Source organism: Pacificibacter sp., from assembly GCF_039769035.1.
In the GTDB taxonomy this organism is placed as follows: domain Bacteria; phylum Pseudomonadota; class Alphaproteobacteria; order Rhodobacterales; family Rhodobacteraceae; genus Celeribacter.
The window spans coordinates 1-25636 of the sequence record NZ_JBDMZG010000023.1 but is presented as its reverse complement, the minus strand read 5'-3'; the positions used below and the strand labels follow the sequence as shown (position 1 = coordinate 25636).

The following is a 25636-nucleotide window of genomic DNA, read 5'->3' as shown; positions in this document are numbered from 1 at the left end:
CACAGTAGATCTGGGATGTCATCCTCAGAACGTCTATATTAAGCGAGATTATTCCATGCCTTCAGATACAAGAAATAACGCCGATGCTCTCGTGCAAAACGGTAGGCCTCCCCGTGTCGATGGTCGTCATGTTAACATGCCTATTGAGCTTGGCTCGACGATTGTCTTTGACAGTATGGCAAGTTTTGAGAGCGCACGCGATGCGCGCTACGCATCCGGTACCCTTTACTATGGGCGGTATGGAAATGACGCCTCATTTCAACTGGAAGCGCTACTTGCCAATCTCGAAAACGCACGCGGTGTCACCTTAACATCATCCGGCGTGGCGGCCATCTCTACGGCGTTGATGACATTCGTTGCCCCGGGAAAACACCTATTGGTCGCCGATCACGTCTACGGCAACACGCGCGCCTTTTGTGATGGCGTTTTGAGCCGCATGGGCGTTGAGATTGAATACTACGATCCCATGATCGGCACAGATATCTACGATTTAATTCGTGAAACAACCTGCGCCATTATGCTCGAAGCCCCAGGGTCGGGCACCTTTGAAATACCTGACATTCCGGCCATTGCAAAAGCCGCACGCGATGCCTCTATCCCCTCGATTATCGATAGCACTTGGGCCACGCCGTTGTTTTGCAAACCCCTTGATCTGGGCTGCGATGTCGTGGTCGCCTCTTGCTCAAAATACATCAGCGGGCATTCAGATTGCATGATGGGCATGATCGCGAGCAATACCATGTACCATGATCAGATACGTAAGACCGTTTTTGCAATCGGCGACAAGCCAGGATCACACGAAGTTTTCCTCGCCTTGCGCGGGCTTAGAACGCTTAAGGTCCGCATGGAGTATTTTGACAAGGCCGGCCGTGAAATCGCGACATGGCTGGGACAACAAAAACAAGTAAAGACTGTTCTGCACCCAGCCTTTGAGAGTTGCCCCGGCCACGATTTCTGGAAGCGTGACTTCACCGGCGCCGCAGGTCTGTTCTCCGTGATTTTTCACCCCTGCAGCGCGGCACAAATCCGCGATTTTGTCGACGCCCTGCATCATTTTGGTATCGGCGTGAGCTGGGGTGGATACGAGAGCCTTGTATTGCCCGTTGACCCCATGCGCAGCGCGAAAGCTTGGACTGAGACCGGTGCCTTGGTGCGGTTTAACATCGGCCTTGAAGACACAGATAGCCTGAAAGCAGACCTGCAGGCCGCGTTACCTCTTTTGAATTCATAGTTTACCATCAAAACGGAGTGCCCAAATGCACAACAAAATTGACCACTTTGCGATTGGCGCCGACAGCTTGGAGCAAGGTATCGAAAGCCTGAAGGACGTCCTTGGCGTCGAAGTTCCACGCGGCGGCAAACACGACGCGATGAGCACGCATAATTGTGTGATGCAATCAGGCAACGAGAGCTTCTTTGAACTTATCGCGATCGATCCCGACGCACCAGCCGATCCAGGGCGGGTACGTTGGTTCACGCTGGATGACCGTGCCACCCAAGCCCGCCTAAAAACCCGTCCTCGTGCATTGTGCTGGGTCGTTGGGACCGACGATCTGGATGCGGTCATCGCCGCGAGCCCCGTGGATCTGGGCGAAGTGGTACTGTTCACGCGCGGTGATCGCTCATGGCGTTTGACTGTACCAAAAGACGGAAGCTTGCCGATGGGAGGTTTGTTGCCTGCGTTCATCGAATGGTCGCCAGGGCCCCATCCAAGCACAGGCCAACAAGATTTGGGCGTGACCTTGGACAAGGTTCATTTGGCCCACCCAAACCCGTCTGAACTGTTGGAAGTTTTGAAAGCACTCAAGGTCGATCACTTGGCCAATGTCAGCGAGGGCCCCGCCGCGTTGTCCTTTGATCTAAGTACACCAAAAGGCGCTGTAACTCTCGATTAGAAAAGGAAGACGGGCATGGAACATCCAATTGCATCTCTGGATCAAAAGCCAGACGTAACGGCATTCTTCGATGCGCAGTCCAACACAATAAGCTATGTCATCAAAGACCCCGCAAGCACGTCTTGCGCGGTCATTGATGCTGTCATGCAATTTGATTACGCGGCTGCACGCCTCAGCTTTGATACCGCGAATCAGATCATCGCATTCATAACCGAACGCGGGCTTAGACTTGAATGGATTATTGAAACACATGTTCACGCAGATCACCTATCTGGCGCGCCCTATATACAGAAAAAACTGGGCGGTAAAATCGGGATCGGTGAACATATCCTGACTGTGCAAGAAACCTTTGGAAAGATCTTTAATGCTGGCACCGAATTCCAACGGGACGGCACACAGTTCGACTGTCTGTTCACGGACAATCAGGTTTATAATGTCGGCAAAATGACTTGTTTTGCCATGCATACGCCCGGACATACGCCGGCCTGTATGGTGCATGTCATAGGGGATGCGGTCTTTACGGGTGATACATTATTCATGCCAGATGGCGGGTCCGCGCGGGCGGATTTTCCTGGAGGCGATGCCGGTGAGTTGTTCGATTCAATCGAACGCGTTCTTGCTCTCCCTGAAGAAATGCGACTGTTTGTATGTCACGACTACGGCCCCAATGGGCGCGCAATCCGTTGGGAGACGACCATCGGCGCACAAAAGAAAGCGAATATCCATGTTGGTGAAGGGGCGTCTCGTGAAGAGTTCGTCTCCATGCGCGAAGCCCGCGACGCGACCCTTGGCATGCCAAAATTGATTATTCCGTCGCTCCAAGTCAATATGCGCGCCGGCGAAGTTCCCAAAGATAAAGACGGTAACATGACGCTTACTGTGCCAATTGATGCGTTGTGATCCTTAACGAAATAACGAAAGAGTAAAGATATGGAACGCGTAGATGTGATCAAATGGATTGCGACGGTCGTGCAACTTATTGGATATGCCTTGACGGGGATGAATATCGTGCCGTGGAATATTGCGGCCTTTGTCATCGGTATCGTGCTGTGGTTTGTCGTTGGATTTATGTGGAGGGACCGAGCGCTGATGGTCGTGCACATCGGGGCCTTTGTTGCACTCATTGCTGGATATTTGAATTCGTAATACCCAACACTTGATCCAATAGAAAAGGGGCGAAGCGGGTTTTACCTCTTCGCCCCTTTTCTTTGCACCTCCTAGGTCGCTAGTGCGTCGATAAGGCCATTCTTCCTTTCAAATACTCGCCATACTGGCCGAGCGAAAAGATGAATGTCCAATATATCGCACCGACAAAGACATAGACCTCCATGTAATGCGGCGCCCACTCGCCTGTCCCGAAAGCAGCCTTGGCCGATGCCAATACATCAAAGAAGCCGATGATGATCACGATGGCTGTCTCTTTAAACGTCACAACAACCATATTGATGGTACTTGGCAAAGCATGGCGGAACACTTGCGGCAAAATGATGCGCGCCATGATCTTCCAATACCCTATACCAAGGGCCTTGCCGGCTTCGAATTGCCCTTTCGGAATGGCCTGAAAACCGCCTCTGAAAACTTCGGCCTGATAACAGCCAAAGAACAAAGAAAACGCGATGATAACGCGCCAAATCTTGTCACCTTCAAGCCAGCTTGGCAAAAGGATTGGAACGACGACAGCCGCGGTAAACAGTGTAGTCAAAAGAGGCAATGAACGAATTGTATCGATCACGATCACCGCAAAGCTACGCACAACAGGCATCTCAGAGCGGCGCATCAACGCCAAGCCAAGCCCCATAGGCATGCCCAATAGAACAACAGACGCAAACAGAAATAACGTGAGGGAAAGCCCGCCCCACCCATCCGTTGTAACCTGCGCAAGGCCCAGCAAGCTCCCTTCCATCAGGAGATAATATGCAGCAAATCCTGCCACCCAAAGGCTTGTGAGTCGCTTCGCCGTCCAGGTGGCCGGAAAACAAGAAATGATCACTGTCGCAATAATGGACAGGCAAGCAAATGTAGATCGCCAATGTTCCTCATAGGGATAAAGACCGAAGAGGATCAGGCGATGGCGCGCATCAATCACAGACCAACAGGCACCCGCCTCTTCGGTACAGTGGGCAACATTTTCGGCGGACCACACCGCTCGAAAAATGGCCCAATCAACCGCAAGCCAAGTCCAATACCCGAGAGCGCCAAAAATGACGATGGACAAAACTGCTGCAGATGGGGTCCCGAAAGCGCGTTTTGAGAAAGACGCCATATAGGCGTGAAAGCGGTTGGGAGATAATTTTTGAGTATGTGCCATCTTAGTGTGCCTTTAGCTTTAGTCGATTGTTCAACCAATTCGTAAAAATTGAGATTGAAAAATTCACGGTAAGAAACGCCGCCATCAACAAGAAGATAAGTTCAAGCGTCTGCCCAGATTGCGTAATGGAATTCGATACAATGTAGAACATATCACTAAAGCCAATAGCGATACCGATGGTGGTGGCTTTCATGATGAAAATCCACTGATTGCCCAATGGCGGAATGATGCTGCGTAGCGACATGGGCATCTTGATGCGGTGCCAAATTTGACCTTGTGTTAGTCCCACAGCCTGCCCCGCTTCAATCAAACCACGGGGCACTTGTTTGAGGCCACCGCGCACAACTTCTGCGATATACGCACTTCCGTACAATGTGATCGCTGTGATCATCGCTACGAGTTCAATAGAAACGGTTATGCCCCCATTAAATCGAAGCCCTTTCAATGATGGGATTGACAACAACGGCTCACCCTCGGGACGCATCACAAACGCAACAATCACAGACATCGAGATGGCCGCAGCAATCCAAATTATCAAACCACGCAGCAAAGGCACCTTTCTCCACACCAAAAGCACAGCCACGCTAGCTATGGCCAAAATCAAAGCGACCGCGACGCTAGGCGATACATTTAAGCCTGGCAACATAAGCCCACGATTTGACAAAAATACACTGTCAGCGAATGACATGGATTGGCGCGGTCCTGGGAAATGTATGAGAACTGAGTAAAGGAAAACGCCTTGCAAAATCAAAGGAATATTACGGAACGTTTGTACAAAAACTGTTGCGGCGGCCTTCACGCCAGGATGGGATGAATCGCGTCCAGTTCCGATGATGAAGCCAAAAATCGTTGCAAAAAAGATGGAAATAAAACCGACGAAAATCGTATTTTGAAATCCTATCACCAAAGTCTTTGAATAGGGATCATTGATGGATCGCTCGACCAGAGAAAAGCTGTAGTCCCAGCCTGTACTGCGATCTAAAAACCCAAAACCGTTCGTAATTCCTAGCGCAGCAAGGTTGACTTGGGCACTGCTCACTGCCCCCCAAATCGCTATGATTGAGATGATAACAAGCAATACTTGTATCGTAATTTTTCGCTGTCTACTCTTCTTTCGAAGCACTTCTGTTGTCGTCATATTAGCCCCCAAATATAAGTGAACCGCCCAATATCGATTGGGCGGTCCATATACTGTTTAGTCAAGGATCGGAGCGTAAAGAACGCCGCCGTGGCTCCAGAGATTGTTCAAGCCACGCTCAAGATTGTACGGGCTTTCAGAACCGAGGTTTCGATCGTAGATTTCACCGAAGTTACCAACTGCTGCGATCATTTCACGCGCCCAAGTATCACGGATGCCAAGACGCTCGCCCATTCCCGGTTCAACACCAAGAAGGCGTGCCACCTTAGGGTTCGGAGGTGTTGCGGCCATTTCTTCGACATTCGCAGAGGTGACGCCTTCTTCTTCGGCAATCAAAAGCGCCGCGATTGTCCAGTTCGCCATATCAACGAAACCTTCATCGCCTTGACGCATTGCTGCTGCGATTGGCTCGCTCGAGAGTTGGTCATTCAGAATGACGTGTGCGTCTGGGTTATCGAGTTCGGTCGCGCGTAGAACCGCCAGACTTGGGCCCCAACCCGCAAAGGCATCACAGCGATTTGCAAGATATGCCGCACGAAGTTCAGCCGCGCTTTCGTAGGACACCATGGTGTGCTCAACGCCAGCGGTCTGAAGGTAGTTTGCGGAAATACGTTCAATCGTTGTACCCGCTTCAACACAAACGGTACCGCCTTCGAGGCCGGACGAGTCCGAGATACCCAGATCACCGTGGACCATGAACTGTGTCCCACCAAAGAAGTAAGGCAAGCTGAACTGAAGACCAAGCTCTGTATCGCGGCCCATTGTCCAACCTGTCGCCTTAATAATGATATCGACATCGCCGGACTGAAGTGCAGGGAAACGTTGGGCCCAGCTAAGCGGCACAATTTGCGCCTTGTCTGGATCACCAAGAATCGCGGTGGTCATTGCACGGCAAAGGTCGATATCAAGACCTTTCCATTCGTTCTTGTCGTTCACTTCGACAAAACCGAAGTAGCTACCGTTGTGGCCAGAGCACAACATAGTCCCGCGATCCATAATCTGCTGAACCGTCGCGCTCTGCGCGAATGATGCAGTTGGAGCCAAGGCTGCGCCCGCAAGACCCACTGCAATTGCAAGTGTCGTATTCTTTTTCATGATTTCACTCCTTGTTGTTTGTGCTGTATGTCAGCACATATGTATTGACATACAGCATGCCGAGGCCAATTCATCGAGTCAACAATTTTAAATGAGTATCAGCTTTCGAATTATCAATTTGCCCAAAACAACCGCATATCGCCTAAAATGAAAGGCACATCATTGTGTGGAAGTTCCTAAATAAGGTGGTGGCCGGAATTTCGGATACAAACTTGACCACCAGCCCCTCAAGATCAGAGAGCCGATCATCTGTCCGGAGGAAGACGCCGTGGTGAAGATATTTTCAACGCATACAATCTCGGACAGTCCGCACTCATCATCGCAACTATCTTCACCGCTGAAGGAACCCCTGCGCCACCATCTTGCAAGTGCACAGGAACCTTTTCTCAGGCTTTCGCAAGCGGCAAACTCTCTCTTAGAGCGGATCGCTCCTGCCATCAGCCACGGAGACAAGCAAGCCCGAATTTGATCAAAATCAGTCACAACACCTTCTAGATGCTATAGTGATGTTTTGAGCTAAATTGATTGAGCCGACGCCAAGACACCCTCCAAGCCGCATCACTGGCTGAGCTGCCAAATTTGATTATTGAGATGGGACAGAAGCTTTGGCAGAGTTTCGCGTTGAATACGCCCGCCAAGACAAATGCGCACGTTTTGGTCATGTATCCCCGCGGTGCGAAACGCGTTTTCAGGGGCAATGCCGATCTCGTGGTTGGACATATGGGACATCAACGTCGCACAGCTCACGTTCTCGGGGAGCCGCAGCCAGATATTAAATGCATGCGGGTGTGACCAAAACTCGGCCTCGGTGATTTCCTGCGCGGCGATTTCCTGACGGATGGCGCTTTCTTTGCGAATATAGCGTCGAATTTGATCCGCCGTGCCATCTAGAACCCAGCGGGTCGCAAGCGCCATACACACCGGCGAAGACATGCCTGATACGGCACGAATACCATTTTCAAGGGCGAAATTGGCCCTCGCATTGGGAGTGACGGTATAGGCAAGACGCAACCCCGCGCCAATGCACTTCGCAAGCCCCCCGATGTACCACGTCAACTCAGGCGCGCTGGTTGCCATCGGAGGCGGCGCATCAGGTAGAACAAACCCATAGGCATCGTCCTCAATCAGCGGAAGACTGTGGCGGTTGATCACCTTGGCAATCTCAAGGCGGCGATGTTGAGGCACAATCATAGTGGTCGGATTGTGCAAGGTCGGATTAAGATAAAGCGCTTTTGGACCATGGCGGTGAATGGCCTCTTCGAGGGCGTCTGGCAAAATGCCATCCTTATCCATCGGCAAACCAATCAGTTCAAGACCCAGCTGCGCCGCGATCTTTTTGAAGCCCGCATAGGTAATATCTTCGCACAAAATGCAATCACCAGGGCGCGCCAAAACAGTGAGGATCGCGAGCATCGTGGCATGTGCCCCAGGGGTGACCGACACGCGATCCAGATTGGGCACCAACCCACGCATAGACAGCCAGATCGACGCCGCTTCTTTGTCGACATCGCCGCCCATCGGTGCTTGATAGCGCAGCAGATGCAAGAGATCTTCGGACACGGCAGAAAGCCCTAAGCGCATGCGTTCGATAAGATCAGGATCCGTGGGTTCGGGCGGCGCATTCATGGTGAGATCATTCGCCATCGCGCGGCGTTCATCGCTGGCACCGTTGATATTGTGCTGGGGCAACACAAAGGTGCCACGCCCAACATGTGATTCAACAAGTCCGCGACTGATCGCTTCGGTATAGCCACGTGAAACGGTTGTGAAATCAACGCCAATCATGTCGGCAAGCCGCCGCTGCGGCGGCAACCGATCACCGGGTAACAACACACGATCCTTCATGTCCTGCGCAATACAATCGGCAATCGCCAAATACCGCGGTTTGCTCGCTTGTTCGATTCTTTTCGACCAATTCTCCATTGCTCTTCGTTCATCCTTGCGCTTAGTGCCAACATTGTATGCATAATATGCAATCAATATTAGGACGAGAAGCAAGCCTGTAAAGCGCCAAAAAAACAAATACAGCCCAAATATTCGCATATTTTATCCGGTATCGCACAGCAGTTAAGCAAAAGCGTACAATCAATACAATTACATTGTATGTATATTTGTACGCACCAATAGAAGCCTACCGCATGACCTGACACACCTAAGGCAAGACAACCGCAAACTACAGGAGAGCGAAATGCCAAAGGTAACAACACCAGCCCATAAAGACGGTGATTTCTTTGTGGACTACGAAGAGAAAGTATTCGAAGACGTACAGGCCGAAGAAGGCCAGAAAGCACTTGTGACCTTCCACTCTGTTGCCTTTGAGGGCTCTATTGGATTGGTGAATATCCTTCAGGCCATCCGCCTACAGCGCAAAGGTTTTGAGACGTCTGTGCTGCTTTATGGCCCAGGTGTGTCTTTGGGTGTTCAACGTGGTTTCCCGACATTGGGCGACGAAGCCTTTCCGGGCGCGCAGAACTATTCGGCCAACCTGAAAAAGTTCATGAAAGAGGGCGGCAAAGTCTATGCCTGCCGTTTTGCCCTGCAAATGCTTATGGGCCACGGCGAGCCATCCTTGCTTCCTGGCATCGTGCCAATCGCACCGCAAGATGTGCTTGATCTCAAGTTGCTACACATCCGCGACGATGCGGTGATCGTGGACACCTGGACTGTCTAACACCGGAAGCTTTGGGGCGGCAACGGCGTCGCCCCAAGGCTCCGACCTTCAAATTTGACTTCATCTGATCATGGCGCGGTTTTCCCCGCCGATCACCCACAAAGGATGGCCTATGTTAGACCACACCGTCAGAGTTGCCGCCGTTCAGATTGCCCCCGATCTGGCAAGCCGTGAAAGCACCATTGAGCGCGTCTTGAAAGCGATCGCAGAGGCCGCTGATAAAGGGGCCGAATTGATCGTGTTCCCTGAAACTTTTGTGCCCTACTACCCCTATTTTTCGTTTGTATTGCCCCCTGTCCAACAGGGCCCCGAACACCTGCGCCTCTATGAAGAGGCCGTGGTTGTCCCCTCGCCCGCGACACAGGCCGTGGCGGCTGCCGCGCGCAAACGCGGTGTCGTCGTTGTCTTGGGCGTCAACGAACGCGACAACGGTTCATTGTTCAACACCCAGCTGATTTTTGACGCAGACGGGACACTCGCCTTAAAGCGCCGCAAAATCACCCCCACCTATCATGAACGGATGATCTGGGGCCAAGGCGACGGTGCCGGCCTTAAGGTCGTGGACACCAAGGTTGGCCGCATTGGGGCCTTGGCCTGTTGGGAACACTACAACCCGCTCGCGCGCTACGCCTTGATGGCACAGCACGAAGAGATCCACGTCGGTCATTTCCCAGGAAGCCTGGTGGGGCCGATTTTCGCCGAACAGATCGAAGTGACAATGCGCCACCATGCCTTGGAGTCGGGCGCCTTTGTCGTGAACGCAACAGGGTGGCTGACACAAGAACAGATCGACAGCATATCGGATGATCCCAAACTTCAAAAGGGGCTTCAGGGCGGATGCATGACCTGCATCATTTCCCCAGAAGGGCGCCACGTTGTTCCCCCGCTGACCGAAGGCGAAGGCATTTTGATCGCCGATCTCGACATGCGGTTAGTCACCAAACGCAAACGCATGATGGACAGCGTGGGCCACTATGCCCGCCCCGAGCTGTTGCACCTTGTGCACGATGCACGAAGCGCCCAGCCCGCGCATCGCATTGAAAATCCCCAAGACCTAATGACCACCCCAGACGTGGAGGCAGAAGATGTCAGAAGCTGAATTGATCAATGAATTGCAGACCCATGGAATGCGGCTGGTTGACCCGACCGCGGGCATGGAAAGCCGTCGTGGCGGGGCGGGTCCAACGGATCACAAGGCCGTCACGATTGGCGACACCACGGTCATGGTCCCTGTCCACACCGCTCCGGCCTTTGACAGCCCCTATTGGGTGCAAGCGCCCGACGAAGACGGGTTCGCGCAAGTCAGCAAACAAGGCCAGCCGTTGGCCAAAATTCGGTTCCCGAACCGCCCCAAATTCTATGACCTGAAAACCGCAGATGGGGTGGAATACAGCAAAATCGCGACGCTGCACTCAAAGGACGTTCTGGCCACGACGGTTTTGCAAACCTGCATTCGGTATGAAAGCCGCAAGAAAACCTGCCAGTTCTGCTCTATCGGCCAGTCCCTCGCCGCGGGTCGCACGATTGCCCATAAAACGCCCCAACAGCTCGCCGAAGTTGCCAAGGCCGCTGTGGAATTGGATGGCGTGAAACACATGGTTATGACCACAGGCACCCCCGCCGGAAAAGATCGCGGCGCATCGGTGATGGTCGACAGCGCCCTTGCGATCAAGGCCGCGGTTGATTTGCCAATCCAAGGCCAATGCGAACCACCCGAAGACAACATCTGGCACGAGCGCATGTTTGAAGCGGGCATCGATGCGCTTGGCATGCACCTTGAAGCCGTGACCCCAGAAGTGCGCGCACGCGTGATGCCCGGCAAGGCGCAAGTCAGCTTAGAGAAGTACTTTGACAGCTTCAAATCCGCGGTCCAAGTGTTCGGTCGCGGCCAAGTCTCGACCTATATTTTGGCCGGCCTCGGGGATACGCCCGAAGCGATCCTTGAGACCTCGCAAGAGCTTTGCAATATCGGGGTTTACCCCTTTGTGGTGCCATTCGTTCCTGTTTCGGGCACCCCAATGGAAAGCCACCCCGCGCCCGATGCAGATTTCATGGCACGTATCCTTAAGCCTTTGTCGGGCATGATTTTACGGGCAGGCATGAGCGCGGAAAGCGTAAAAGCAGGCTGTGCCAAATGTGGCGCGTGCTCGGCCCTTTCTGTCTACGAAAAATTGAGGGCGTCATGAGTTTTCAGAACCCCCGCATTTTTCTCTCACCCGATTTTATTATCCGCGCGGCGGCCAAACCTTGGGAACTTAACGGCGTTGAGGCCCTGCGCCGTCAAGTCTTTGTCGATGAACAAGGCATTTTCAAAGACCATGACCGCGACGCGATTGACGCGATTGCCATGCCGCTCGCGGCCATAAGCACGCTTGCGTCTGAGGCGGATCAAGTGGTCGGCACCGTGCGCATTCACGAAGAGGCACCGCGGTTGTGGCGCGGTTCGCGTTTGGCGGTGACTGAAAGCCATCGACGCATGGGGCGCCTTGGCGCCGAACTCATTCGGTTGGCGGTTTGCACCGCACATGGGCGTGGCTGCGACAGGTTTCTTGCGCAGGTTCAGATGCAAAACGTGCGCCTCTTTAAACGCCTCCACTGGACCCCCTTGCAAGAGGTGAACGTCCACGGCGTCCCCCACATGGAGATGGAGGCCGACCTTAACGCCTACCCTGCGATCACGGACCCATTCGTCGGCTGGAAATCCCTTTCCCCGCACCGAAAGCGCAGCGCATGAGAACTCAGCAGTCCCTTCGCCAGATCGCGCGTACGCTGCGTGACCATCCGTCCATCCGCAGCAAGCTCGACATCGCCCAAAGCACCGCAACACTTGGTTTGACCTCTGACAGCGCGGGCCAACCAGGCGATGATTGCGCCGTTTTGCCGACCCAAGACGGTTACGATTTATTCGCCTGCGAAGGGTTCATCAACGCTTTCGTACAGGCCGATCCGTGGTTTGCAGGGTGGTGCGGCGTGATGGTGAACATTTCGGATATTCTATCTATGGGCGGTCACCCAAAGGCGGTCACCAACGCGATTTGGGCCCCAAGCGCCGATAAAGCGCAGCCTGTCCTTGCGGGAATGAAAGCCGCATCTCTGGCATATGGCGTGCCAATTGTGGGCGGACACACCAATCTCCATACGGATGAATTACAGCTTTCGGTGTCCATTCTTGGGCATGCGACAAATGTCATTTCAAGCTTTACCGCCCAGCCCGGTGACGTTCTGATCTGCGCGGTAGATTTACGAGGCAGCTACCGAGAGCCCTTCGACAACTGGAACGCAGCCCTGACCGCAGCTCCTCAAACGCTTCGGACTACTATGGATATTTTGCCTAAACTGGCAAACAGTAACCTTGTACATTCAGGCAAAGACATAAGCCAAGGCGGCATCGTTGGCACTGCACTGATGCTGGCTGAAGCCTCCGGTGTTGGCATCGACATTCAAGTCGATGCAGTGCCGCGCCCAGCGGAGGTTGCACTAGATCGCTGGCTTCGCAGCTTCCCAAGTTTCGGCTTTTTGCTCAGCGCAAGACCAGAGAATGTCGAGGCTATTTGCCAAGCATTTGTCGCCCGAGGGGTTTCCGCCGCAGCCTGCGGAGACATCAACGATGGCAGCGCTGTGCAGCTCTCAGGACGCGAAGAAACCGCCGTATTCTGGGATCATGAACGCACCCCTTATTTGAATTTAACAGCAAGAGGACCCCACCATGCCTGAAGCACGTTTTACCATTCAATGGCCTGATGGTCAGACCGAAGACTGCTACTCACCATCGACCGTTATTCGAGATTTCCTAGCTGCGGGGACCACATATACACTGAGTGACTTTCTATCTCAGAGCCGCTTGGCATTAGAAGAAGCCAGCACACGCGTAGAGGCCAAGTTTGGGTATCGCTGCACGAGTGCGGACGCACAATTGGAAAAAATCGAAAACGCCGCGCGCGCTTTTTCTGCAGCCGACAACGTTACATGCCTGTCGATCACCTAAGGAATACATCCATGAACCATCGCGAATATAAATCTATCGTCGTTGTCGGCGGTGGTCAGGCCGGCCTGTCGGTAAGTTACTATCTAACACAGGAAAACATCGACCATGTTATCTTGGAACGTCGGAAGAAATTCCATTCGTGGCGGGTCAATCGGTGGGATACTTTTTGTCTGGTCACGCCCAATTGGCAATGCCGTTTACCTGATTTCCCTTATGCAGGAAATGACCCTGGTGGGTTTATGGTAAAGGACGAGATTGCGAATTATCTGGATGCCTTTGCACAGACGTTCAATCCGCCAATTGTTGAAGATTGCGAAGTGACACGGATCACAAAACGGCCCGAAGGCGGATACCTTGTTGACACGTCCATGGGTAACTATTCGACCGACCAAGTCGTGATTGCCACCGGTGGTTATGACAACCCGATTGTCCCGCCCTATGCGGCCGACCTCGATCCCTCGATCATGCAAATGCATTCGGTAGACTACCGCCGCCCAAGCCAAATGCCCGAGGGCGCAACCCTTGTGGTTGGCACGGGGCAATCGGGGGTTCAGCTGATGGAGGATTTGCACCTCGCTGGCCGCGACGTTCATCTCGCTGTGGGCCCTGCACCACGCTCGCCTCGGATGTACCGAGGACGAGACGCGACCGATTGGATGTATGATTTGGGCCACTACGACATCACAATCGATAAACACCCAAACCCTGAACACGCGGTATCGAAGACCAATCACTATATGACTGGACGTGACGGCGGACACGAAATTGATCTGCGCAAATTTGCCCGCGATGGAGTGTCTTTGTATGGCTCGGTCAGCGGCATGGACGACAAAAGTATTCAATTTCTGCCAGACTTGGAAAAGAACCTGGATGACGCGGATGAAAGCTATCTTGGCATTTGTACGGCCATTGACGGCTACATTGAGAGGAACAATATCGATGCCCCTGTAGAGCCGGAATTTGAAAAGGTTTGGCGTCCAGAACAAGAGATCACTCACATTGATTGCGAGGCCCTCGGCATCACTTCAATCCTTTGGGCGATCGGGTTTCGCCCGAACTATGGGTGGATCGACGTCGATGTCTTCGACGATCTGGGGCGTCCTGTTTACAGGCGCGGCGTGTGTGAAGAAGACGGGTTCTATTTCATCGGTCTAGGATGGTTGAACACATGGGGATCCGGCCGATTTTTGGGGATTAATGAAGACTCCAGATACTTGGTTGACGTGATTTCAGCACGACAAAAAAGCAAGATGCGCGAAGCATCATGATTGCACAGCCCACAAGCGCGCAAAAACACATCAGCCACCGTGCAACCCATACTCTAGGCATGGCGCAGCTAGGGTTGCGTGGACTGGCGGAAGAATGGTGGCTGCGCCATCTTGGCGATGTGCATTGGCAATTGATTGCCGCTTCCCTCGGTCAAACCACAACTGTGTTCAAAGATGCCTCTGGGCGGCAAGTCTATGCGGCCTTTTGTGCGACCGAGTTTGCCCAACTCAATCCTGATCACATCGGTTTGGGAGATGTCTTAGAAGTGAATTCCATACTGTGGGCGGCCGGCAGAAGCCGCCTTCAATCCAACCATGTCCTTATGGTCGGCAATGTCATTGTTGCGCGCTTTCGGTTGATTTCCACATTTGTGTGCCACGAGAAAGATGGCCTTAATTCGAGCATCTGTCGCACAATGCCCTACTTGGTTCCGGTGCTTGATCCTGCGCCGGATGCATTTGCCGCGCAAACAAGCCAAACGGCCCGTGCCTGCCGCGCCCAAGACAAAACATGGGAGAAGAACGTCCTGATACACCCCTGTGTGGGGACTGATTTCAACGCTGTGGGGCTGCTCTATTTCCCAAGCTTTACGCGTTTTTTCGATCAAGTTGAACGCTGCCTCGAAAACTCCAAAGAATGGGCCCCCGTGCGGTGCCGGCGTGTGCACTATTTTGGCAACATTGAACGTGGTGAAGATGTGATCGGGGCGCGGACATCGTCTGGCAAACCCGTTGGTTTGGAACTGTGGCACTCAGCAGGCCACGCAAAACCCACGAAAAAACTGGCCCATAGTGCGCTTCAGCGGTTTCCAATCCGATCAAAGCCAGCCTAGGCCCCCAGTCCCCTATACGAAATGTGTATACCTAGAGATTTAGCGACACCTTCCAACAAACACGGGTTTTCTTCGCCGCGTGCGGCGATCCGCCCCCCCCTTCTAGCATCGAAAGTGTCGCTACCGCCTCTAGGGAGGCTCGATAACCTCTAAGATTGTCCCGTAATTGCCAATATCGTTCAGCCACGTCATGATCATCGCGCGGAATTGGCTGCTAAGTCAGCACCTCGGCAGGAAGGCTATGATGACTGGCAGAAAACGATGTACGAAGGCAAGCTGTTTGCTGTCTCGATACCGACCAATCAGTCCCAACAATTTTTGGCTACCTGTCGCAGTGTTCTGACCTATATTAACGCGCAAATGGCATCAAAGCCACCGGTTACCTGGCATTGGACGGGAAACGGTGGCGAATACTTGCTTTGCGGATGCCGACATCCGCAGCAAAATCGGCATAGCCAAAATCATCGAAACCCATTGTTCGTGCGGCATGCTCGGCGGAATTTGTCAAAGCGATTTTGTGTCAACAGTCGGAATTTTGACCACCCATCTTAATGTCCAACGTTCGCAATGCGTTTTCGGCCGATTCCAAAGCCCCTTCGATATATCCGCCAAATTGGGGAGCCATTTCGGTGCCACAAAACAGCAGCTGGTCATCCCAAAGCCCGACAAGCGAGCGCGGCATTCCATAAGACGGATGGGCATGTAAAGGGGCCAAATCCGCCTCGGTTGCCGTAAACGGGTCAAAGGCCCAGTCTTTTACAAACAGATGTCTCGGCTTTGCCCCGAATGGCCCAAACAGTCGCCCGAGTTGTACCTGAATGTTCTGGCGCAACATCTGTACGTCTGTGCGTACTTTTGGCGGCACTCCAATAAACCCGAACAATGCGTATGGCCCGCCATGTTCGGGTGAGGCATCATGTATTTCAACCATGGGGCCAAACCGGCTTTGTGCATCTCCAGATAAGCCGGCGTTGCGCCAAAATGGTGTATCATAAATGGCAACCGCCTTCGCTTGACCGGCCATCCATGTGGGGGTTTTTTCCAATGCCCTCGTGGCGACACTGGGCAAGCCGGGCAAGAATTTAATATTGGTCGCCACACGTGGCGGCAAACACAAAACCACACGGTCGAACACCGCAAATTCACCCGTGCGAAAGGTGGCCACGATGCCGGCTTCTGTCTTTTTTAGTTCGGTCACTTCGGTGCCCATGCGGATACGATCCTGTGGTAGGCCATCCGCCAGAGCGTCGATCGACGCACCCAGACCGCCTGCAAGCCTCCAAGAGCCTTGCATAGAGGAAAACCCACGGCCGCGCTGTACGTGCCCCCGTTCATTTTCATACATCAAATCGCCGTCTGCGAATTGGTCGAATTTCGCAAGTTTCAAGCGTTCAATCAGGCACGCGATACGTGGCTGCCCGGGCCAAAACCAAGCCGGTCCAAGGTCAAACGCTCCACCCGCATAGGTATCGGTTTTTATACGACCGCCAAGGCGCGCGCGCGCTTCGACCAAAACGAAATCTCTACCCTTTGCGTGCAGGGCATCCGCGAGGGCAAGGCCGGACAGGCCACCACCGACAATCAGCGTCGTCATAGGTAATACCCCTTCGGGTATCGCGCGCGCGAAGAGGCGGGTTTTGCACTCATTCCTGGCATCGGGATCACACGGCCGGTGGTTTTGCGTGGATCAAATGCCCAGTTTTAATCCAGAGTTTCGCACCATCTTGGCCTGCGACCACGGTCAGGTTTTCGCCATCAGGCAAACGCAACCAAGCGCCTTTGCCAAGTTCGGCACCGTTTTCCGTGACTGAACCGCTGATCACCAACATCTCGATCCCACCAGCATCGCCATTGGTCATGGATGCCCCAGCATCGAGATGATGATAGGTGACCACTTCGCGATCGTCGCGATGAAGCTGCGCCGTTGCCACACCATCTATTGGCGCACCAAGTTCTTCTGCCATGTTCTTGCGAAACTGGCTGCGGTCGTCCATGTCAAACTGCCACAGCTTCACAAAGACCGTGCATCCAAGGTCTGAACTTGGGGCGTGAGATGTGGTTGGCGGATTGCGCACATAAGTGCCTGCGGGAAAATCACCATATTGATCTTGGAAGACGCCATCCAGCACTATGTATTCTTCGCCACCGGTATGGGTATGTTCCGAAAACTTGCTGTCGGCGGCAAAGCGCACGATGGTTGTCGCGCGCGCAACCTCGCCCCCGATACGGTCAAGCATGCGGCGCTCCACTCCTGGCACAGGAGACGAAACCCAATCGATTTGCTCCGACTGGACAAGTGTTCGTACTGCAAAGTCAGCGTTCAGCTCCATTATCTCAAGTCCTTTTTATCTTGTCCGGCTAGATCAACCGCTCAGCCTTACCTACCAATAGGTAGGGTGCGCAGTCAATAGGGAAAATACGGTGCCAACCGCAACGGGTGACACCGTGTTATCGTGTCGCCTGTTGCGGACTTAAGATACACCTAGGGGACGTGGGGCTTCCTTACGGACCGACGCAAGGCAAACGAATGCCCACAATCAAAAAACAAAGGATTCGCGGTGTATTCGCGTCTGTGCAATCCCAAGGTCCGTAAGGCTTGTTTCACTCCAGTTCATCAAAGCATCGGGTCCGCACAAGAAGATCTCGCGGGCCATGAGGTCTGACACCGATTGGATGTCACCGAACTCCATACGACGCTGCTTGACGGGCACGGCTGGTGTGTTCTTCTGGGTCAATTGTGGGACTGACGACGCGTTCTGCCTGCTTTGAAATGCATGGATACGAAGTGTCACATTCGGGGCAAGTTCGCTTTGTTGTGCGGCAAATTCCGCCAAGACATTTACGTCATCATCACGTCCCGCAAACATAAGAACGATATCGGTTTTCACCTTGCTTGGGTGCGCCTTTGCCATCTTAAGGATACCGTCCCACATCGCCATGAAGGGCGTGATACCAGCACCGCCAGCGATCCAAAGCATCTGCGCAGGAAGATGTGGTTTCGCGGACTCATCAGAGTGCGAAAAACATGAGAACCCCGCCCCCGTGCCTTTGAACGTAACCGGCAGGTTTTGCGCGATCAATGTATCGGCATTGTCATGCAACAGATTGGAGATCAAGCCACTCTTTTTGCGTTTGACCGTCACGCTCACTTGATCCGAGGCGCGGAACAGACTGTACTGTGCATCAAAATCACTCGCACTCGAAAGCGTCCAAGTGCGTACATAGTCTTCGTTCACCAGTTGCGGATTGGCCTCGTACATATGGTTGTACCCAAGATCCAGAATGCGTGAGAAATCGAAAATCCCAAACCCTCCGGGCAATGGCAGATCCGTCGGCGACGAGAGTTGAAAGTTGAAGGTCGTGATACTGTCAGATAGCGTTTTGGTTGAGATAAGCGTGGCCGTTGTGCCAACGTCAACCGCGGTCTGCCCCATCTGATCCAATTCATGCCGCAGGTATTTTACCGGCGGATTATACGGCGAGAGCTGTTCCTCGGAGGTTAGCCTCAGATTGAGACCATGTTTTACAAAGACCGCACCAGTCACCTTGATACGCGTCAATAGCTCAACCCGCGGCATGAGCGCCTCGACGTCTTGGCCGGTTAAGTTCTTGGCCTCACCCGTGATATACAGAACATCGCCCGTTGTGAAATCTGGGAACATAAGACCAACTTGGGGGTCGGTCTCAATATTGCCCAGGGACTGGTAAAATCGATTTCCGGAATGGTCAGGCAACACCAGATAGGTCGTGATTTGATCGCCATCATTTTCTTCGTAGACGCGCGTGAAACCGGGAGCACCGCCGCGATGGTTCACCCCCATGTCAGTCTGCGCGCCCAAAGTCGTGTCTCCAGCCACGTGTTTCGTCGCCAGAAACACCGTACTTGCGCGGCCGACAACGGCTTTGGCGTCGGCGGGCAGGATGGACGTGGCAGTGTCAAAACTATCGTGAACCAATTCACCCGCGCGTTTCATATACTCTAGCGCGCGCACGGTTATGTATTTCGGGCAATTTCCAAGGTGCTGGTCGGACCGGAGCCGGAGCTCCACCTTCCCTTTTTCATCAACGTTGGCCGCTTCGATCGTACCGGCTATTTTATTGCGCCGCCGGTTGTTGAAATCGACCCCGACACCTGCAAAAAACCGTTTTTCACCCGCCGACGCGGGCCTGTGTCCAAGCGCGCGCGCGAAGGGATCATTTGGCGTTGTCTCGGCAATGATGTCTGTAACATTCCCACCGCGTACGTTGATGCCGACGTTTGGGTCAGTGCTTGACGCGGTCACCAAAAGGCTGACCCAAGGGCGCCCGTCCCGATCAAGCGTGGCCAGAGGCAGGTAAGGTAAATCCGCAAAGAAATCCGCGTGCTGCACTGGCATATCACGGCGGATATAGCCCGGAATGGCGTCAATAAGCTCTTTTGGTGTATTGCGTCGTTCTTGCAATACCAGCTCACCTCGGTGTGATTTATGTGACTGCGACATTGCTTGATCCTTCTACTCTTGTGACAAGGTTGCCTCGCAAGAGCTGCTCCGACATTGCGCCTGATTGAACTAGAGACCGAGATCGCTCAGACTTGGGTGATCATCAGGCCGGCGTCCGAGCGCCCAACGAAACTTTCTGTCGGTCTCTTGGATCGGGTGTTCGTTGATGCTCGCAAAGCGGCGCTCCATGTACCCGTTTTCGTCAAACTCCCAGTTTTCGTTGCCATAGGCGCGAAACCAATTGCCGCTGTCATCGTGGTATTCATAGGCATATCGCACCGCGATACGATTGCTGTCATAGGCCCAAAGTTCCTTGATCAGGCGATAGTCGAGTTCTTTTGCCCATTTTCTGGTCAGGAACTCTTCGATCTGGACACGACCTTGCGGAAACTCGGCGCGATTGCGCCATTTGCTATCGGGGGTATAGGCACCTGCAACCTTGGCTGGATTGCGACCATTCCAGCCATCTTCGGCAAGGCGAACTTTTTCAATGGCGGTTTCCCGTGTGAACGGGGGCACGGGATGACGTGGATTTTCAAATTTCATTTCAATACCCTATCTTTCTGCTACGAGGCCGACGGCGGTTGCTGGCATTGGCTCAAATCCTGGCAAAGCCTCAAAACGCGCAAGCCAAGCTTGTACATTCGGATAAAGCGCAAGCGATACGTTCCCCTCGGGCGCATGGGCTGTATAGGAGTAGGTCGCAACATCCGCGATGCTGGGTTTGTCACCGACAAGCCAGTCGCGTCCTTCCAAACCTTGTTCCAATTTCTGAAGCGCCTTGTTTGCAGTGGCTTTTGCAAAATCCGCATCCAGCGGCGCTCCAAACACCGTAATCAGCCGCGCAGCGCAGGTTCCAAAGGCAACCTCACCCGCTGCGAGCGTCAACCACCGCTGAATGTTTGCCATGCTCGCTGCATCGTCTGGCATCCATCCAGGGGCGTATTTTCGCGCCAGATACACCAAAATGGCGTTTGAATCTGAAACAACTGTGTCCCCATCTTCCAACACAGGCACCTGTCCGTTTGGGTTCATCGCCAGAAAATCGGCAGACTTATGAGCGCCAGCGGCAAGGTCAACAAATACCGCCTCATGGGCGATCCCCGCCAGCTTGGCAAAGACCAAAGCGCGATGCGCATGACCGGATTTTGGAAAATGATGAATACGAACGGCGCTAGACATGTGACGGCTCCTGCTTGGGTAAAATATCTTGGGATACGGATACCACTTGCAGTCACTCGTTATAATTGACAGAATTAGGCGAACTTTAAGCCCAGAGAGGGCGCAATCATCATGGACAAAATTGATCGCATGCGGGCCTTTGCTTTGGTTGCAAAGAACGCATCATTCACAGTAGCCGCCCACCGCATGGGCAGATCAGCCCGGCTGGTCAGTAAATATGTTGCCGATCTGGAAGAGTCCCTTGACGTTCAACTGTTGAACCGCACGACGCGCAATGTGTCCATGACCGACGCAGGCGTCACCTATCTTGCAATGTGCGAGCCGCTTTTGGATGGGTTTGACGAGCTGGAAGAAGCCGTAACAAACCAACAAACTGCGTTGCGCGGGGCCATTCATATCACGGCCCCAACAGGGTTCGGTTCAATGCGACTTGCGCCTTCATTGGCCAAGTTCGCGGCCCAGCATCCAGAGATCGAGGTTGACCTAAGGCTTTCTGATAGTCGGGTGTCTTTGGTCGAAGAAGGTCTCGATCTTGCAATTCGGGTAGGAGCACTGCGCGACAGCGCTCTCAAAGTTCGTCGCCTTGGCCCTATGCCTCTGGTTGTCTGCGCATCTCCCGCCTACCTCATGCGGGTGGGACACCCCGCCCACCCTGACGCGCTCACTGAGCATGAGTGCATTTTGGACGGTAACATGACAGAGCCGACGGTTTGGCGTTTTCACATCAATGGTAAAGACAAGGCAGTCCATGTGAGAGGACGGCTTCGTGCAAATGCACCTGCTGCCACTGCGCGGTTGGCCGCAGCGGGGGTTGGGATCGCGCGCTGCCCTGCCTATACGGTTTCTGATGCCTTGAAGTCCGGAGAGTTGGTCGAAGTTTTCGCCGAGCACCGCATAGCACCCTATGCTGTCGCAGCTTTGTTCCCCCAAAACCGTCGGCTCACAACACGCGTTCGGGCGCTTATTGATCATCTCGCAAGCGACGTGTCGCTTTGTGGTGACGAAACACTATAATCATCGTCCCCCGCCTTGGGGATCAATGTTTGCGCAAAGTCGTTCACATCGAAAAGGGGCCGTTTCCAGCCCCTTCCCCGTTCTTGCACGGTAAGTGCCTATTAATCAGTTGCGGCCAGCCATTACACCGCCATCCACATCGTTGACCACACCAGTCGTCCAACCCGCAGCGTCAGACAGCAAGAAGCAGATGTTTTGCGCGATGTCTTCTGGGCGGCCAACGCGACCAATCGGGTGGAATGCGCCAAAACCGTCAACCAGAGTTTTCTCGACGTCATCCGCAGGGATGAATGAGGCAAAGATCGGTGTAACGACAACAGCAGGCGACACTGCGTTCACGCGAATATTGTGATCCGCCAATTCCATTGCGAGATGCTGGGTCATCGCGTGGAGACCGGCCTTGGCCATGGAGTACGCAGAGGATGGCGTGGCTTTGATCGCTTGCTTGGCCCACATGGAACCGACGTTTACGATGGATCCACCGCCATGCGCCTTCATGTTGCGCGCCACGGCCTGTGTAACAAAGAACAAGCCGCGGTTTACGTTGTGGTAGGTGTCAAAATCAGCGACTTCATGATCGAGGAACGCTTTTGGAAGGAATGAACCAGCTGCGTTCACCAGTTCTGCGATGTGGCGATCTTCGGCGTCGATCTTCGCGATCAGTGCTTCTACGCCAGCTGTATCCGCAACGTCGCCTTGAAGTGTTTCAACCTGACCTGAGATCTGGGCGCGCGCCGCATCCAGTTTGGCAGTGTCACGCCCTACCAGTACAACGGTTTTCCCTTGGGACGCGAGCTGCTGCGCCGTTGCAAGGCCCATACCAGAAGAGCCACCAATGATGATGCTGATTGAATTTGTCATGTTCGTCTCCGTTTGTTTATCTACTACTAGGTAGCTTCTAGGCTTGCCGCTCGAGGATTGCAAATGCTATCTACTACTAGATAGATCACAGGTTCGTGATCAAATGCTCTCGACGTACTTACCTCGAAAGATCCGCAGAATCAGAATTGAGAAGAAAGAGCTACGCTTTTGACAGTTGGATCAACGCGTCCAGCGACGCTTCGAGGTCTTGTGGTTTCTCTATACCTCGGGCGACCAACATTGCCCCCTCAAGGCTTGAGACAAACAATTTGGCAAACATGCCAGCGTCCAAATCGTTGCGGATTTCACCTGTTGCTTGGCCATTGCGCAGAACATTCGTGACCCAGTCGTACTGATCTGCGAAGAACAACGCGACTTCTGAGCGCACGCGTTCAGGAAGAGATGACACATCCGCCGCCAACACGCCACACAGGCATAAACCACGCTGATTTTGCAGGGTGCTCACGAAGAGCCCGCCATATTCACGCATGAGGTCGGATGCAGATGTGGCTTCTATCTGGGCTGTCAGTTCGCGAAAATTCTGACGATACTCTTTTGCCACTGCCTCGGCCAAGTCGGGCTTTGTTGCAAAATGGTAGTGAATGCTCGCGCTTTTGATCCCTACAATTTCCGCGATGTCACGAAAACTGAAGCCATTGTACCCGCTTTCCATCATAAGATCGCGCGCAGTATTTAAGATGGCGGTTGCCTTACTATTGGGTTGTCGCTCGGTCATAAGTCTTACCTACTATCAACTGGTAGATAGTATTTGGCAGCAGAACGACATTTTGTCAAACCGCACGGAACGTTCCAACGACAGAGAAACCCGATATGCCTCTTGATTTCGTGCGCTGTCATCCAAGCAAAAGGTTCGGTAGCCATGTGACAAGACTTGGCACGAGTGCAAGAAGAATAACAAAGCTTAGCATAATCAAGAAGAACGGCAGAGCAGCACGCACGATTTGATTTAGCGGCTTGCGCGCCAGGCCTTGCAAGACAAACAAGTTCATCCCAACCGGTGGTGAAATCTGCGCCAGCTCAACCATCAAGATCAAGAAAACGCCGAACCAAACTTGGTCGTAACCCGCATTGAGCACCAAGGGCAGTGCGATTGGAATGGTGATGACAATGATCGACATGCCTTCAAGAAAACTCCCGAGAACGACATAGATCACAATCAGCAACAGAATGAGCATCAACGGTGCGAGATCCAGACTTTCGATATAGCGTTCAATCGCTTGCGGCATTCCAAGGAAGCCCATTGCTACCGAAAGGAAGGACGCAGCAGCGATAATTAAGCCCAACATAGATACGGTCCGCGAGGTTCCTATCGCCGCGGCGGAAAGCGCCGTAATGGAGAGCGACCCTTCAATTGCCATGATCCCAACGGTTGCGACGACGGCAACGGCAGCCGCCTCTGTTGGGCTCGCGATGCCTGAATACATGGATCCGAGAATAGCCGTCATTAACGCCATGAACGGCAAGAGTTTCGGAAGGCGCGTAAAACGGGTACGCCAAATATTTTCATCAGTCGCTTCGGCCGTCCCAAACTTTTCAGGCTTCAAGACTGCCATGATCATGACAAAGCCCATGAAACACAGAGCAAGCAACAAGCCCGGCACTAAGCCTGCCGCGAACAGTTTAAGGACCGATGTTTGGGACAGAACACCGTAGATAATCATTACGATGCTCGGAGGAATGAGGAAGCCAAGCGTCCCTGCGCCCGCAAGGGTACCATAGGTCAACTGTTCATCGTATCCACGATCGCGAAGCTCATTGATCGTGATTCGCCCAACCGAGCTCGTGGTCGCAGCAGACGAACCAGAGATCAGCGCGAACAATGTACACCCGACAATATTGATATGTAGCAGGCCGCCAGGCAGATAACGCAACCATGGTTCGAGCGCCTCAAAGAGCCCGTCAATGAAGCGAGACCGATAGAGTAGCTCTGCCATCATGATAAACAATGGCAGAGCCAACAATTCCGGCGAACTGAGGCCGTTCCACATCGCCTGAGCCAACAGTTTCTCAACCGGCATCGAGCGGAAAATCTCAAGACTAACGACGCCAATGCCGACCAACCCCAAGCCCACCCAAGCGCCAGACCCCAGAATGAGTACAAGTAAGATAAGAGGTAGAATTACAGATGCTGGCATAGCGAAAAGAGTCCAATAGGGGGTGGATAAATTTAAGTGGAGGGATCAAGTTCTTCGGGCTGATTGCGTAACAAACACACAGCGCGCATCAGAATTTGCAGCGACAACAAACACGCGCCGAATGCGATTATGGCCGACGGGTAGACCAGTGGGGTATCCGTGATCGACCCGCTGGTGCGTCCAGACTTGAAGTAGGACCAGCAGAGCTGAACCAGCGCGGAACTCACGTAGAGTGACATCACAAATCCTAAACCTAGCCCCAGCCATTCTGCACCACGTGGCAACACCGATTTGAGCAAAGTCACGCGAATATGCCCGCCAGTACGCAACGTCCACGCAAGCCCTAAGAATACCGCAGACATGTGAACAAAAACGCCAAGTTCCCACAGGAAATGCAGGCTGATACCAAAGAGATTGCGTAGAACAATTTCAAGGACAATGAAGACAGCAACCGCGCCAAGCGCGACCCCCGAAAGCAAAGATAAGCACCGAGTGAACCGATCCATTGCGTTAATCATTATCTATCACCTTTGTTGAATGACGATCCCAACCTATATGGTCAGGATCGCAAATACGTTTTATTGAGCTGCGGCGTAGCCATCTAGGATTGCTTTGGCTTTATCACCAAGGCTTTCCAGTGCCGCTTCACGCATTGGTGTTGCGCGCTCGACGAGAGCATTGTGAAGATCGTCTGAGACCTCACCCAACGTCATGCCGTTTTCCGCCAGAATGGCTTTCTTCGCAGCATC

General features: G+C 53.2%; 26 protein-coding genes. 13 read left to right on the top strand and 13 right to left on the bottom strand.

All coding sequences use genetic code 11. From position 1 onward, the window contains the following. The first annotated feature begins 55 nt into the window (after nt 1-55). The 4 genes from metC to ABF287_RS02320 are packed head-to-tail and all read left to right on the top strand — an operon-like array spanning nt 56 to nt 3041. Nucleotides 56-1231, top strand: a complete 1176-nt coding sequence (gene metC, locus ABF287_RS02335) for a cystathionine beta-lyase (protein WP_347183420.1) — start codon at nt 56-58, stop codon at nt 1229-1231. 25 nt (nt 1232-1256) lie between these two features. Continuing rightward, nucleotides 1257-1895, top strand: a complete 639-nt coding sequence (locus ABF287_RS02330) for a VOC family protein (RefSeq protein ID WP_347183419.1) — start codon at nt 1257-1259, stop codon at nt 1893-1895. Between the two features lie 15 nt (nt 1896-1910). After that, on the top strand, nt 1911-2795 hold the full coding sequence (locus ABF287_RS02325; RefSeq protein ID WP_347183418.1) for an MBL fold metallo-hydrolase: 885 nt from the start codon (nt 1911-1913) through the stop codon (nt 2793-2795). Between the two features lie 30 nt (nt 2796-2825). Then, entirely contained in the window at nt 2826-3041 is a 216-nt protein-coding gene (locus ABF287_RS02320) for a DUF6552 family protein (RefSeq protein WP_347183417.1), read from the top strand. Between the two features lie 79 nt (nt 3042-3120). Here the strand turns inward: ABF287_RS02320 and ABF287_RS02315 are convergent, their stop codons facing one another. The 4 genes from ABF287_RS02315 to ABF287_RS02300 form a co-directional block, all read right to left on the bottom strand. Further along, on the bottom strand, nt 3121-4203 hold the full coding sequence (locus ABF287_RS02315; protein ID WP_347183416.1) for an amino acid ABC transporter permease: 1083 nt from the start codon (nt 4201-4203) through the stop codon (nt 3121-3123). Between the two features lies 1 nt (nt 4204). Beyond that, on the bottom strand, nt 4205-5341 hold the full coding sequence (locus ABF287_RS02310) for an ABC transporter permease subunit (protein WP_347183415.1): 1137 nt from the start codon (nt 5339-5341) through the stop codon (nt 4205-4207). 57 nt (nt 5342-5398) lie between these two features. Then, complete coding sequence (locus ABF287_RS02305; protein ID WP_347183414.1) at nt 5399-6436, bottom strand: amino acid ABC transporter substrate-binding protein; 1038 nt, start codon at nt 6434-6436, stop codon at nt 5399-5401. A 558-nt stretch (nt 6437-6994) separates the two neighbouring features. Continuing rightward, complete coding sequence (locus ABF287_RS02300) at nt 6995-8359, bottom strand: PLP-dependent aminotransferase family protein (RefSeq protein ID WP_347183413.1); 1365 nt, start codon at nt 8357-8359, stop codon at nt 6995-6997. Nucleotides 8360-8624: 265 nt separating this feature from the next. Here ABF287_RS02300 and ABF287_RS02295 point away from each other — a divergent pair, with 265 nt between their 5' ends. The 8 genes from ABF287_RS02295 to ABF287_RS02260 all read left to right on the top strand — a co-directional run bounded on the left by ABF287_RS02295 (nt 8625) and on the right by ABF287_RS02260 (nt 15193). Beyond that, nucleotides 8625-9107: an MSMEG_0572/Sll0783 family nitrogen starvation response protein gene (locus ABF287_RS02295; protein WP_347183412.1), complete on the top strand. Its 483-nt coding sequence runs from the start codon at nt 8625-8627 to the stop codon at nt 9105-9107. Nucleotides 9108-9219: 112 nt separating this feature from the next. Then, the gene (locus tag ABF287_RS02290; RefSeq protein ID WP_347183411.1) at nt 9220-10206 is read left to right on the top strand and encodes a Nit6803 family nitrilase; all 987 of its coding nucleotides are present in this window, start codon (nt 9220-9222) and stop codon (nt 10204-10206) included. Further along, nucleotides 10193-11293, top strand: coding sequence for an MSMEG_0568 family radical SAM protein (locus tag ABF287_RS02285; protein ID WP_347183410.1), 1101 nt, complete (start codon nt 10193-10195; stop codon nt 11291-11293). The genes ABF287_RS02290 and ABF287_RS02285 overlap by 14 nt, the downstream gene beginning before the upstream one ends. Then, nucleotides 11290-11841, top strand: a complete 552-nt coding sequence (locus tag ABF287_RS02280) for an MSMEG_0567/Sll0786 family nitrogen starvation N-acetyltransferase (RefSeq protein WP_347183409.1) — start codon at nt 11290-11292, stop codon at nt 11839-11841. Before ABF287_RS02285 ends, ABF287_RS02280 begins: the two co-directional genes overlap by 4 nt. Next, a complete protein-coding gene (locus ABF287_RS02275; RefSeq protein WP_347183408.1) occupies nt 11838-12821 on the top strand; it encodes a sll0787 family AIR synthase-like protein in 984 nt (327 codons plus the stop codon). Before ABF287_RS02280 ends, ABF287_RS02275 begins: the two co-directional genes overlap by 4 nt. After that, nucleotides 12814-13092 (top strand): MSMEG_0570 family nitrogen starvation response protein, encoded by a 279-nt coding sequence (locus tag ABF287_RS02270; RefSeq protein ID WP_347183407.1) that lies wholly within the window; start codon nt 12814-12816, stop codon nt 13090-13092. Before ABF287_RS02275 ends, ABF287_RS02270 begins: the two co-directional genes overlap by 8 nt. 11 nt (nt 13093-13103) lie before the next feature. Continuing rightward, nucleotides 13104-14360 (top strand): MSMEG_0569 family flavin-dependent oxidoreductase, encoded by a 1257-nt coding sequence (locus ABF287_RS02265; protein WP_347183406.1) that lies wholly within the window; start codon nt 13104-13106, stop codon nt 14358-14360. Further along, nucleotides 14357-15193: a Pnap_2097 family protein gene (locus ABF287_RS02260; protein WP_347183405.1), complete on the top strand. Its 837-nt coding sequence runs from the start codon at nt 14357-14359 to the stop codon at nt 15191-15193. Before ABF287_RS02265 ends, ABF287_RS02260 begins: the two co-directional genes overlap by 4 nt. Nucleotides 15194-15713: 520 nt before the next feature. Here ABF287_RS02260 and ABF287_RS02255 read toward each other — a convergent pair. From ABF287_RS02255 to ABF287_RS02235, 5 genes are all read right to left on the bottom strand, one after another. Further along, complete coding sequence (locus ABF287_RS02255; RefSeq protein WP_347183404.1) at nt 15714-16787, bottom strand: NAD(P)/FAD-dependent oxidoreductase; 1074 nt, start codon at nt 16785-16787, stop codon at nt 15714-15716. A gap of 67 nt (nt 16788-16854) precedes the next feature. Next, the gene (locus ABF287_RS02250) at nt 16855-17523 is read right to left on the bottom strand and encodes a cupin domain-containing protein (protein WP_347183403.1); all 669 of its coding nucleotides are present in this window, start codon (nt 17521-17523) and stop codon (nt 16855-16857) included. Between the two features lie 207 nt (nt 17524-17730). Then, nucleotides 17731-19674, bottom strand: coding sequence for a pyridoxamine 5'-phosphate oxidase family protein (locus ABF287_RS02245; RefSeq protein WP_347183402.1), 1944 nt, complete (start codon nt 19672-19674; stop codon nt 17731-17733). A gap of 69 nt (nt 19675-19743) precedes the next feature. Then, the gene (locus tag ABF287_RS02240; protein WP_347183401.1) at nt 19744-20220 is read right to left on the bottom strand and encodes a nuclear transport factor 2 family protein; all 477 of its coding nucleotides are present in this window, start codon (nt 20218-20220) and stop codon (nt 19744-19746) included. 9 nt (nt 20221-20229) lie between these two features. Next, a complete protein-coding gene (locus ABF287_RS02235; protein WP_347183400.1) occupies nt 20230-20856 on the bottom strand; it encodes a glutathione S-transferase in 627 nt (208 codons plus the stop codon). A 111-nt stretch (nt 20857-20967) separates the two neighbouring features. Between ABF287_RS02235 and ABF287_RS02230 the strand changes: the two genes are divergently transcribed. Continuing rightward, the gene (locus ABF287_RS02230) at nt 20968-21870 is read left to right on the top strand and encodes a LysR substrate-binding domain-containing protein (RefSeq protein WP_347183399.1); all 903 of its coding nucleotides are present in this window, start codon (nt 20968-20970) and stop codon (nt 21868-21870) included. A 105-nt stretch (nt 21871-21975) separates the two neighbouring features. Here ABF287_RS02230 and ABF287_RS02225 read toward each other — a convergent pair whose 3' ends face one another. The 4 genes from ABF287_RS02225 to ABF287_RS02210 all read right to left on the bottom strand — a co-directional run bounded on the left by ABF287_RS02225 (nt 21976) and on the right by ABF287_RS02210 (nt 25405). After that, nucleotides 21976-22731, bottom strand: a complete 756-nt coding sequence (locus tag ABF287_RS02225) for an SDR family oxidoreductase (protein WP_347183398.1) — start codon at nt 22729-22731, stop codon at nt 21976-21978. A 160-nt stretch (nt 22732-22891) separates the two neighbouring features. Beyond that, nucleotides 22892-23467, bottom strand: a complete 576-nt coding sequence (locus tag ABF287_RS02220) for a TetR/AcrR family transcriptional regulator (RefSeq protein WP_347183397.1) — start codon at nt 23465-23467, stop codon at nt 22892-22894. 118 nt (nt 23468-23585) lie between these two features. Next, a complete protein-coding gene (locus tag ABF287_RS02215; RefSeq protein ID WP_347183396.1) occupies nt 23586-24887 on the bottom strand; it encodes a TRAP transporter large permease subunit in 1302 nt (433 codons plus the stop codon). 32 nt (nt 24888-24919) lie between these two features. Further along, the gene (locus tag ABF287_RS02210) at nt 24920-25405 is read right to left on the bottom strand and encodes a TRAP transporter small permease (RefSeq protein ID WP_347183395.1); all 486 of its coding nucleotides are present in this window, start codon (nt 25403-25405) and stop codon (nt 24920-24922) included. Nucleotides 25406-25636 lie beyond the last annotated feature (231 nt).

Bases quoted from the DNA above. Each gene is read 5' to 3' on its own strand.
- ABF287_RS02330 (WP_347183419.1), top strand. From the start codon at position 1,257: ATGCACAACAAAATTGACCACTTTGCGATTGGCGCCGACAGCTTGGAG.
- ABF287_RS02215 (WP_347183396.1), bottom strand. From the start codon at position 24,887: ATGCCAGCATCTGTAATTCTACCTCTTATCTTACTTGTACTCATTCTG.
- ABF287_RS02245 (WP_347183402.1), bottom strand. From the start codon at position 19,674: ATGTCGCAGTCACATAAATCACACCGAGGTGAGCTGGTATTGCAAGAA.
- ABF287_RS02260 (WP_347183405.1), top strand. From the start codon at position 14,357: ATGATTGCACAGCCCACAAGCGCGCAAAAACACATCAGCCACCGTGCA.
- ABF287_RS02255 (WP_347183404.1), bottom strand. From the start codon at position 16,787: ATGACGACGCTGATTGTCGGTGGTGGCCTGTCCGGCCTTGCCCTCGCG.
- ABF287_RS02285 (WP_347183410.1), top strand. From the start codon at position 10,193: ATGTCAGAAGCTGAATTGATCAATGAATTGCAGACCCATGGAATGCGG.
- ABF287_RS02305 (WP_347183414.1), bottom strand. From the start codon at position 6,436: ATGAAAAAGAATACGACACTTGCAATTGCAGTGGGTCTTGCGGGCGCA.
- ABF287_RS02240 (WP_347183401.1), bottom strand. From the start codon at position 20,220: ATGAAATTTGAAAATCCACGTCATCCCGTGCCCCCGTTCACACGGGAA.
- ABF287_RS02270 (WP_347183407.1), top strand. From the start codon at position 12,814: ATGCCTGAAGCACGTTTTACCATTCAATGGCCTGATGGTCAGACCGAA.
- ABF287_RS02315 (WP_347183416.1), bottom strand. From the start codon at position 4,203: ATGGCACATACTCAAAAATTATCTCCCAACCGCTTTCACGCCTATATG.
- ABF287_RS02220 (WP_347183397.1), bottom strand. From the start codon at position 23,467: ATGACCGAGCGACAACCCAATAGTAAGGCAACCGCCATCTTAAATACT.
- metC (WP_347183420.1), top strand. From the start codon at position 56: ATGCCTTCAGATACAAGAAATAACGCCGATGCTCTCGTGCAAAACGGT.
- ABF287_RS02280 (WP_347183409.1), top strand. From the start codon at position 11,290: ATGAGTTTTCAGAACCCCCGCATTTTTCTCTCACCCGATTTTATTATC.
- ABF287_RS02300 (WP_347183413.1), bottom strand. From the start codon at position 8,359: ATGGAGAATTGGTCGAAAAGAATCGAACAAGCGAGCAAACCGCGGTAT.
- ABF287_RS02320 (WP_347183417.1), top strand. From the start codon at position 2,826: ATGGAACGCGTAGATGTGATCAAATGGATTGCGACGGTCGTGCAACTT.
- ABF287_RS02290 (WP_347183411.1), top strand. From the start codon at position 9,220: ATGTTAGACCACACCGTCAGAGTTGCCGCCGTTCAGATTGCCCCCGAT.
- ABF287_RS02310 (WP_347183415.1), bottom strand. From the start codon at position 5,341: ATGACGACAACAGAAGTGCTTCGAAAGAAGAGTAGACAGCGAAAAATT.
- ABF287_RS02235 (WP_347183400.1), bottom strand. From the start codon at position 20,856: ATGTCTAGCGCCGTTCGTATTCATCATTTTCCAAAATCCGGTCATGCG.
- ABF287_RS02225 (WP_347183398.1), bottom strand. From the start codon at position 22,731: ATGACAAATTCAATCAGCATCATCATTGGTGGCTCTTCTGGTATGGGC.
- ABF287_RS02210 (WP_347183395.1), bottom strand. From the start codon at position 25,405: ATGATTAACGCAATGGATCGGTTCACTCGGTGCTTATCTTTGCTTTCG.
- ABF287_RS02275 (WP_347183408.1), top strand. From the start codon at position 11,838: ATGAGAACTCAGCAGTCCCTTCGCCAGATCGCGCGTACGCTGCGTGAC.
- ABF287_RS02325 (WP_347183418.1), top strand. From the start codon at position 1,911: ATGGAACATCCAATTGCATCTCTGGATCAAAAGCCAGACGTAACGGCA.
- ABF287_RS02265 (WP_347183406.1), top strand. From the start codon at position 13,104: ATGAACCATCGCGAATATAAATCTATCGTCGTTGTCGGCGGTGGTCAG.
- ABF287_RS02230 (WP_347183399.1), top strand. From the start codon at position 20,968: ATGGACAAAATTGATCGCATGCGGGCCTTTGCTTTGGTTGCAAAGAAC.
- ABF287_RS02250 (WP_347183403.1), bottom strand. From the start codon at position 17,523: ATGGAGCTGAACGCTGACTTTGCAGTACGAACACTTGTCCAGTCGGAG.
- ABF287_RS02295 (WP_347183412.1), top strand. From the start codon at position 8,625: ATGCCAAAGGTAACAACACCAGCCCATAAAGACGGTGATTTCTTTGTG.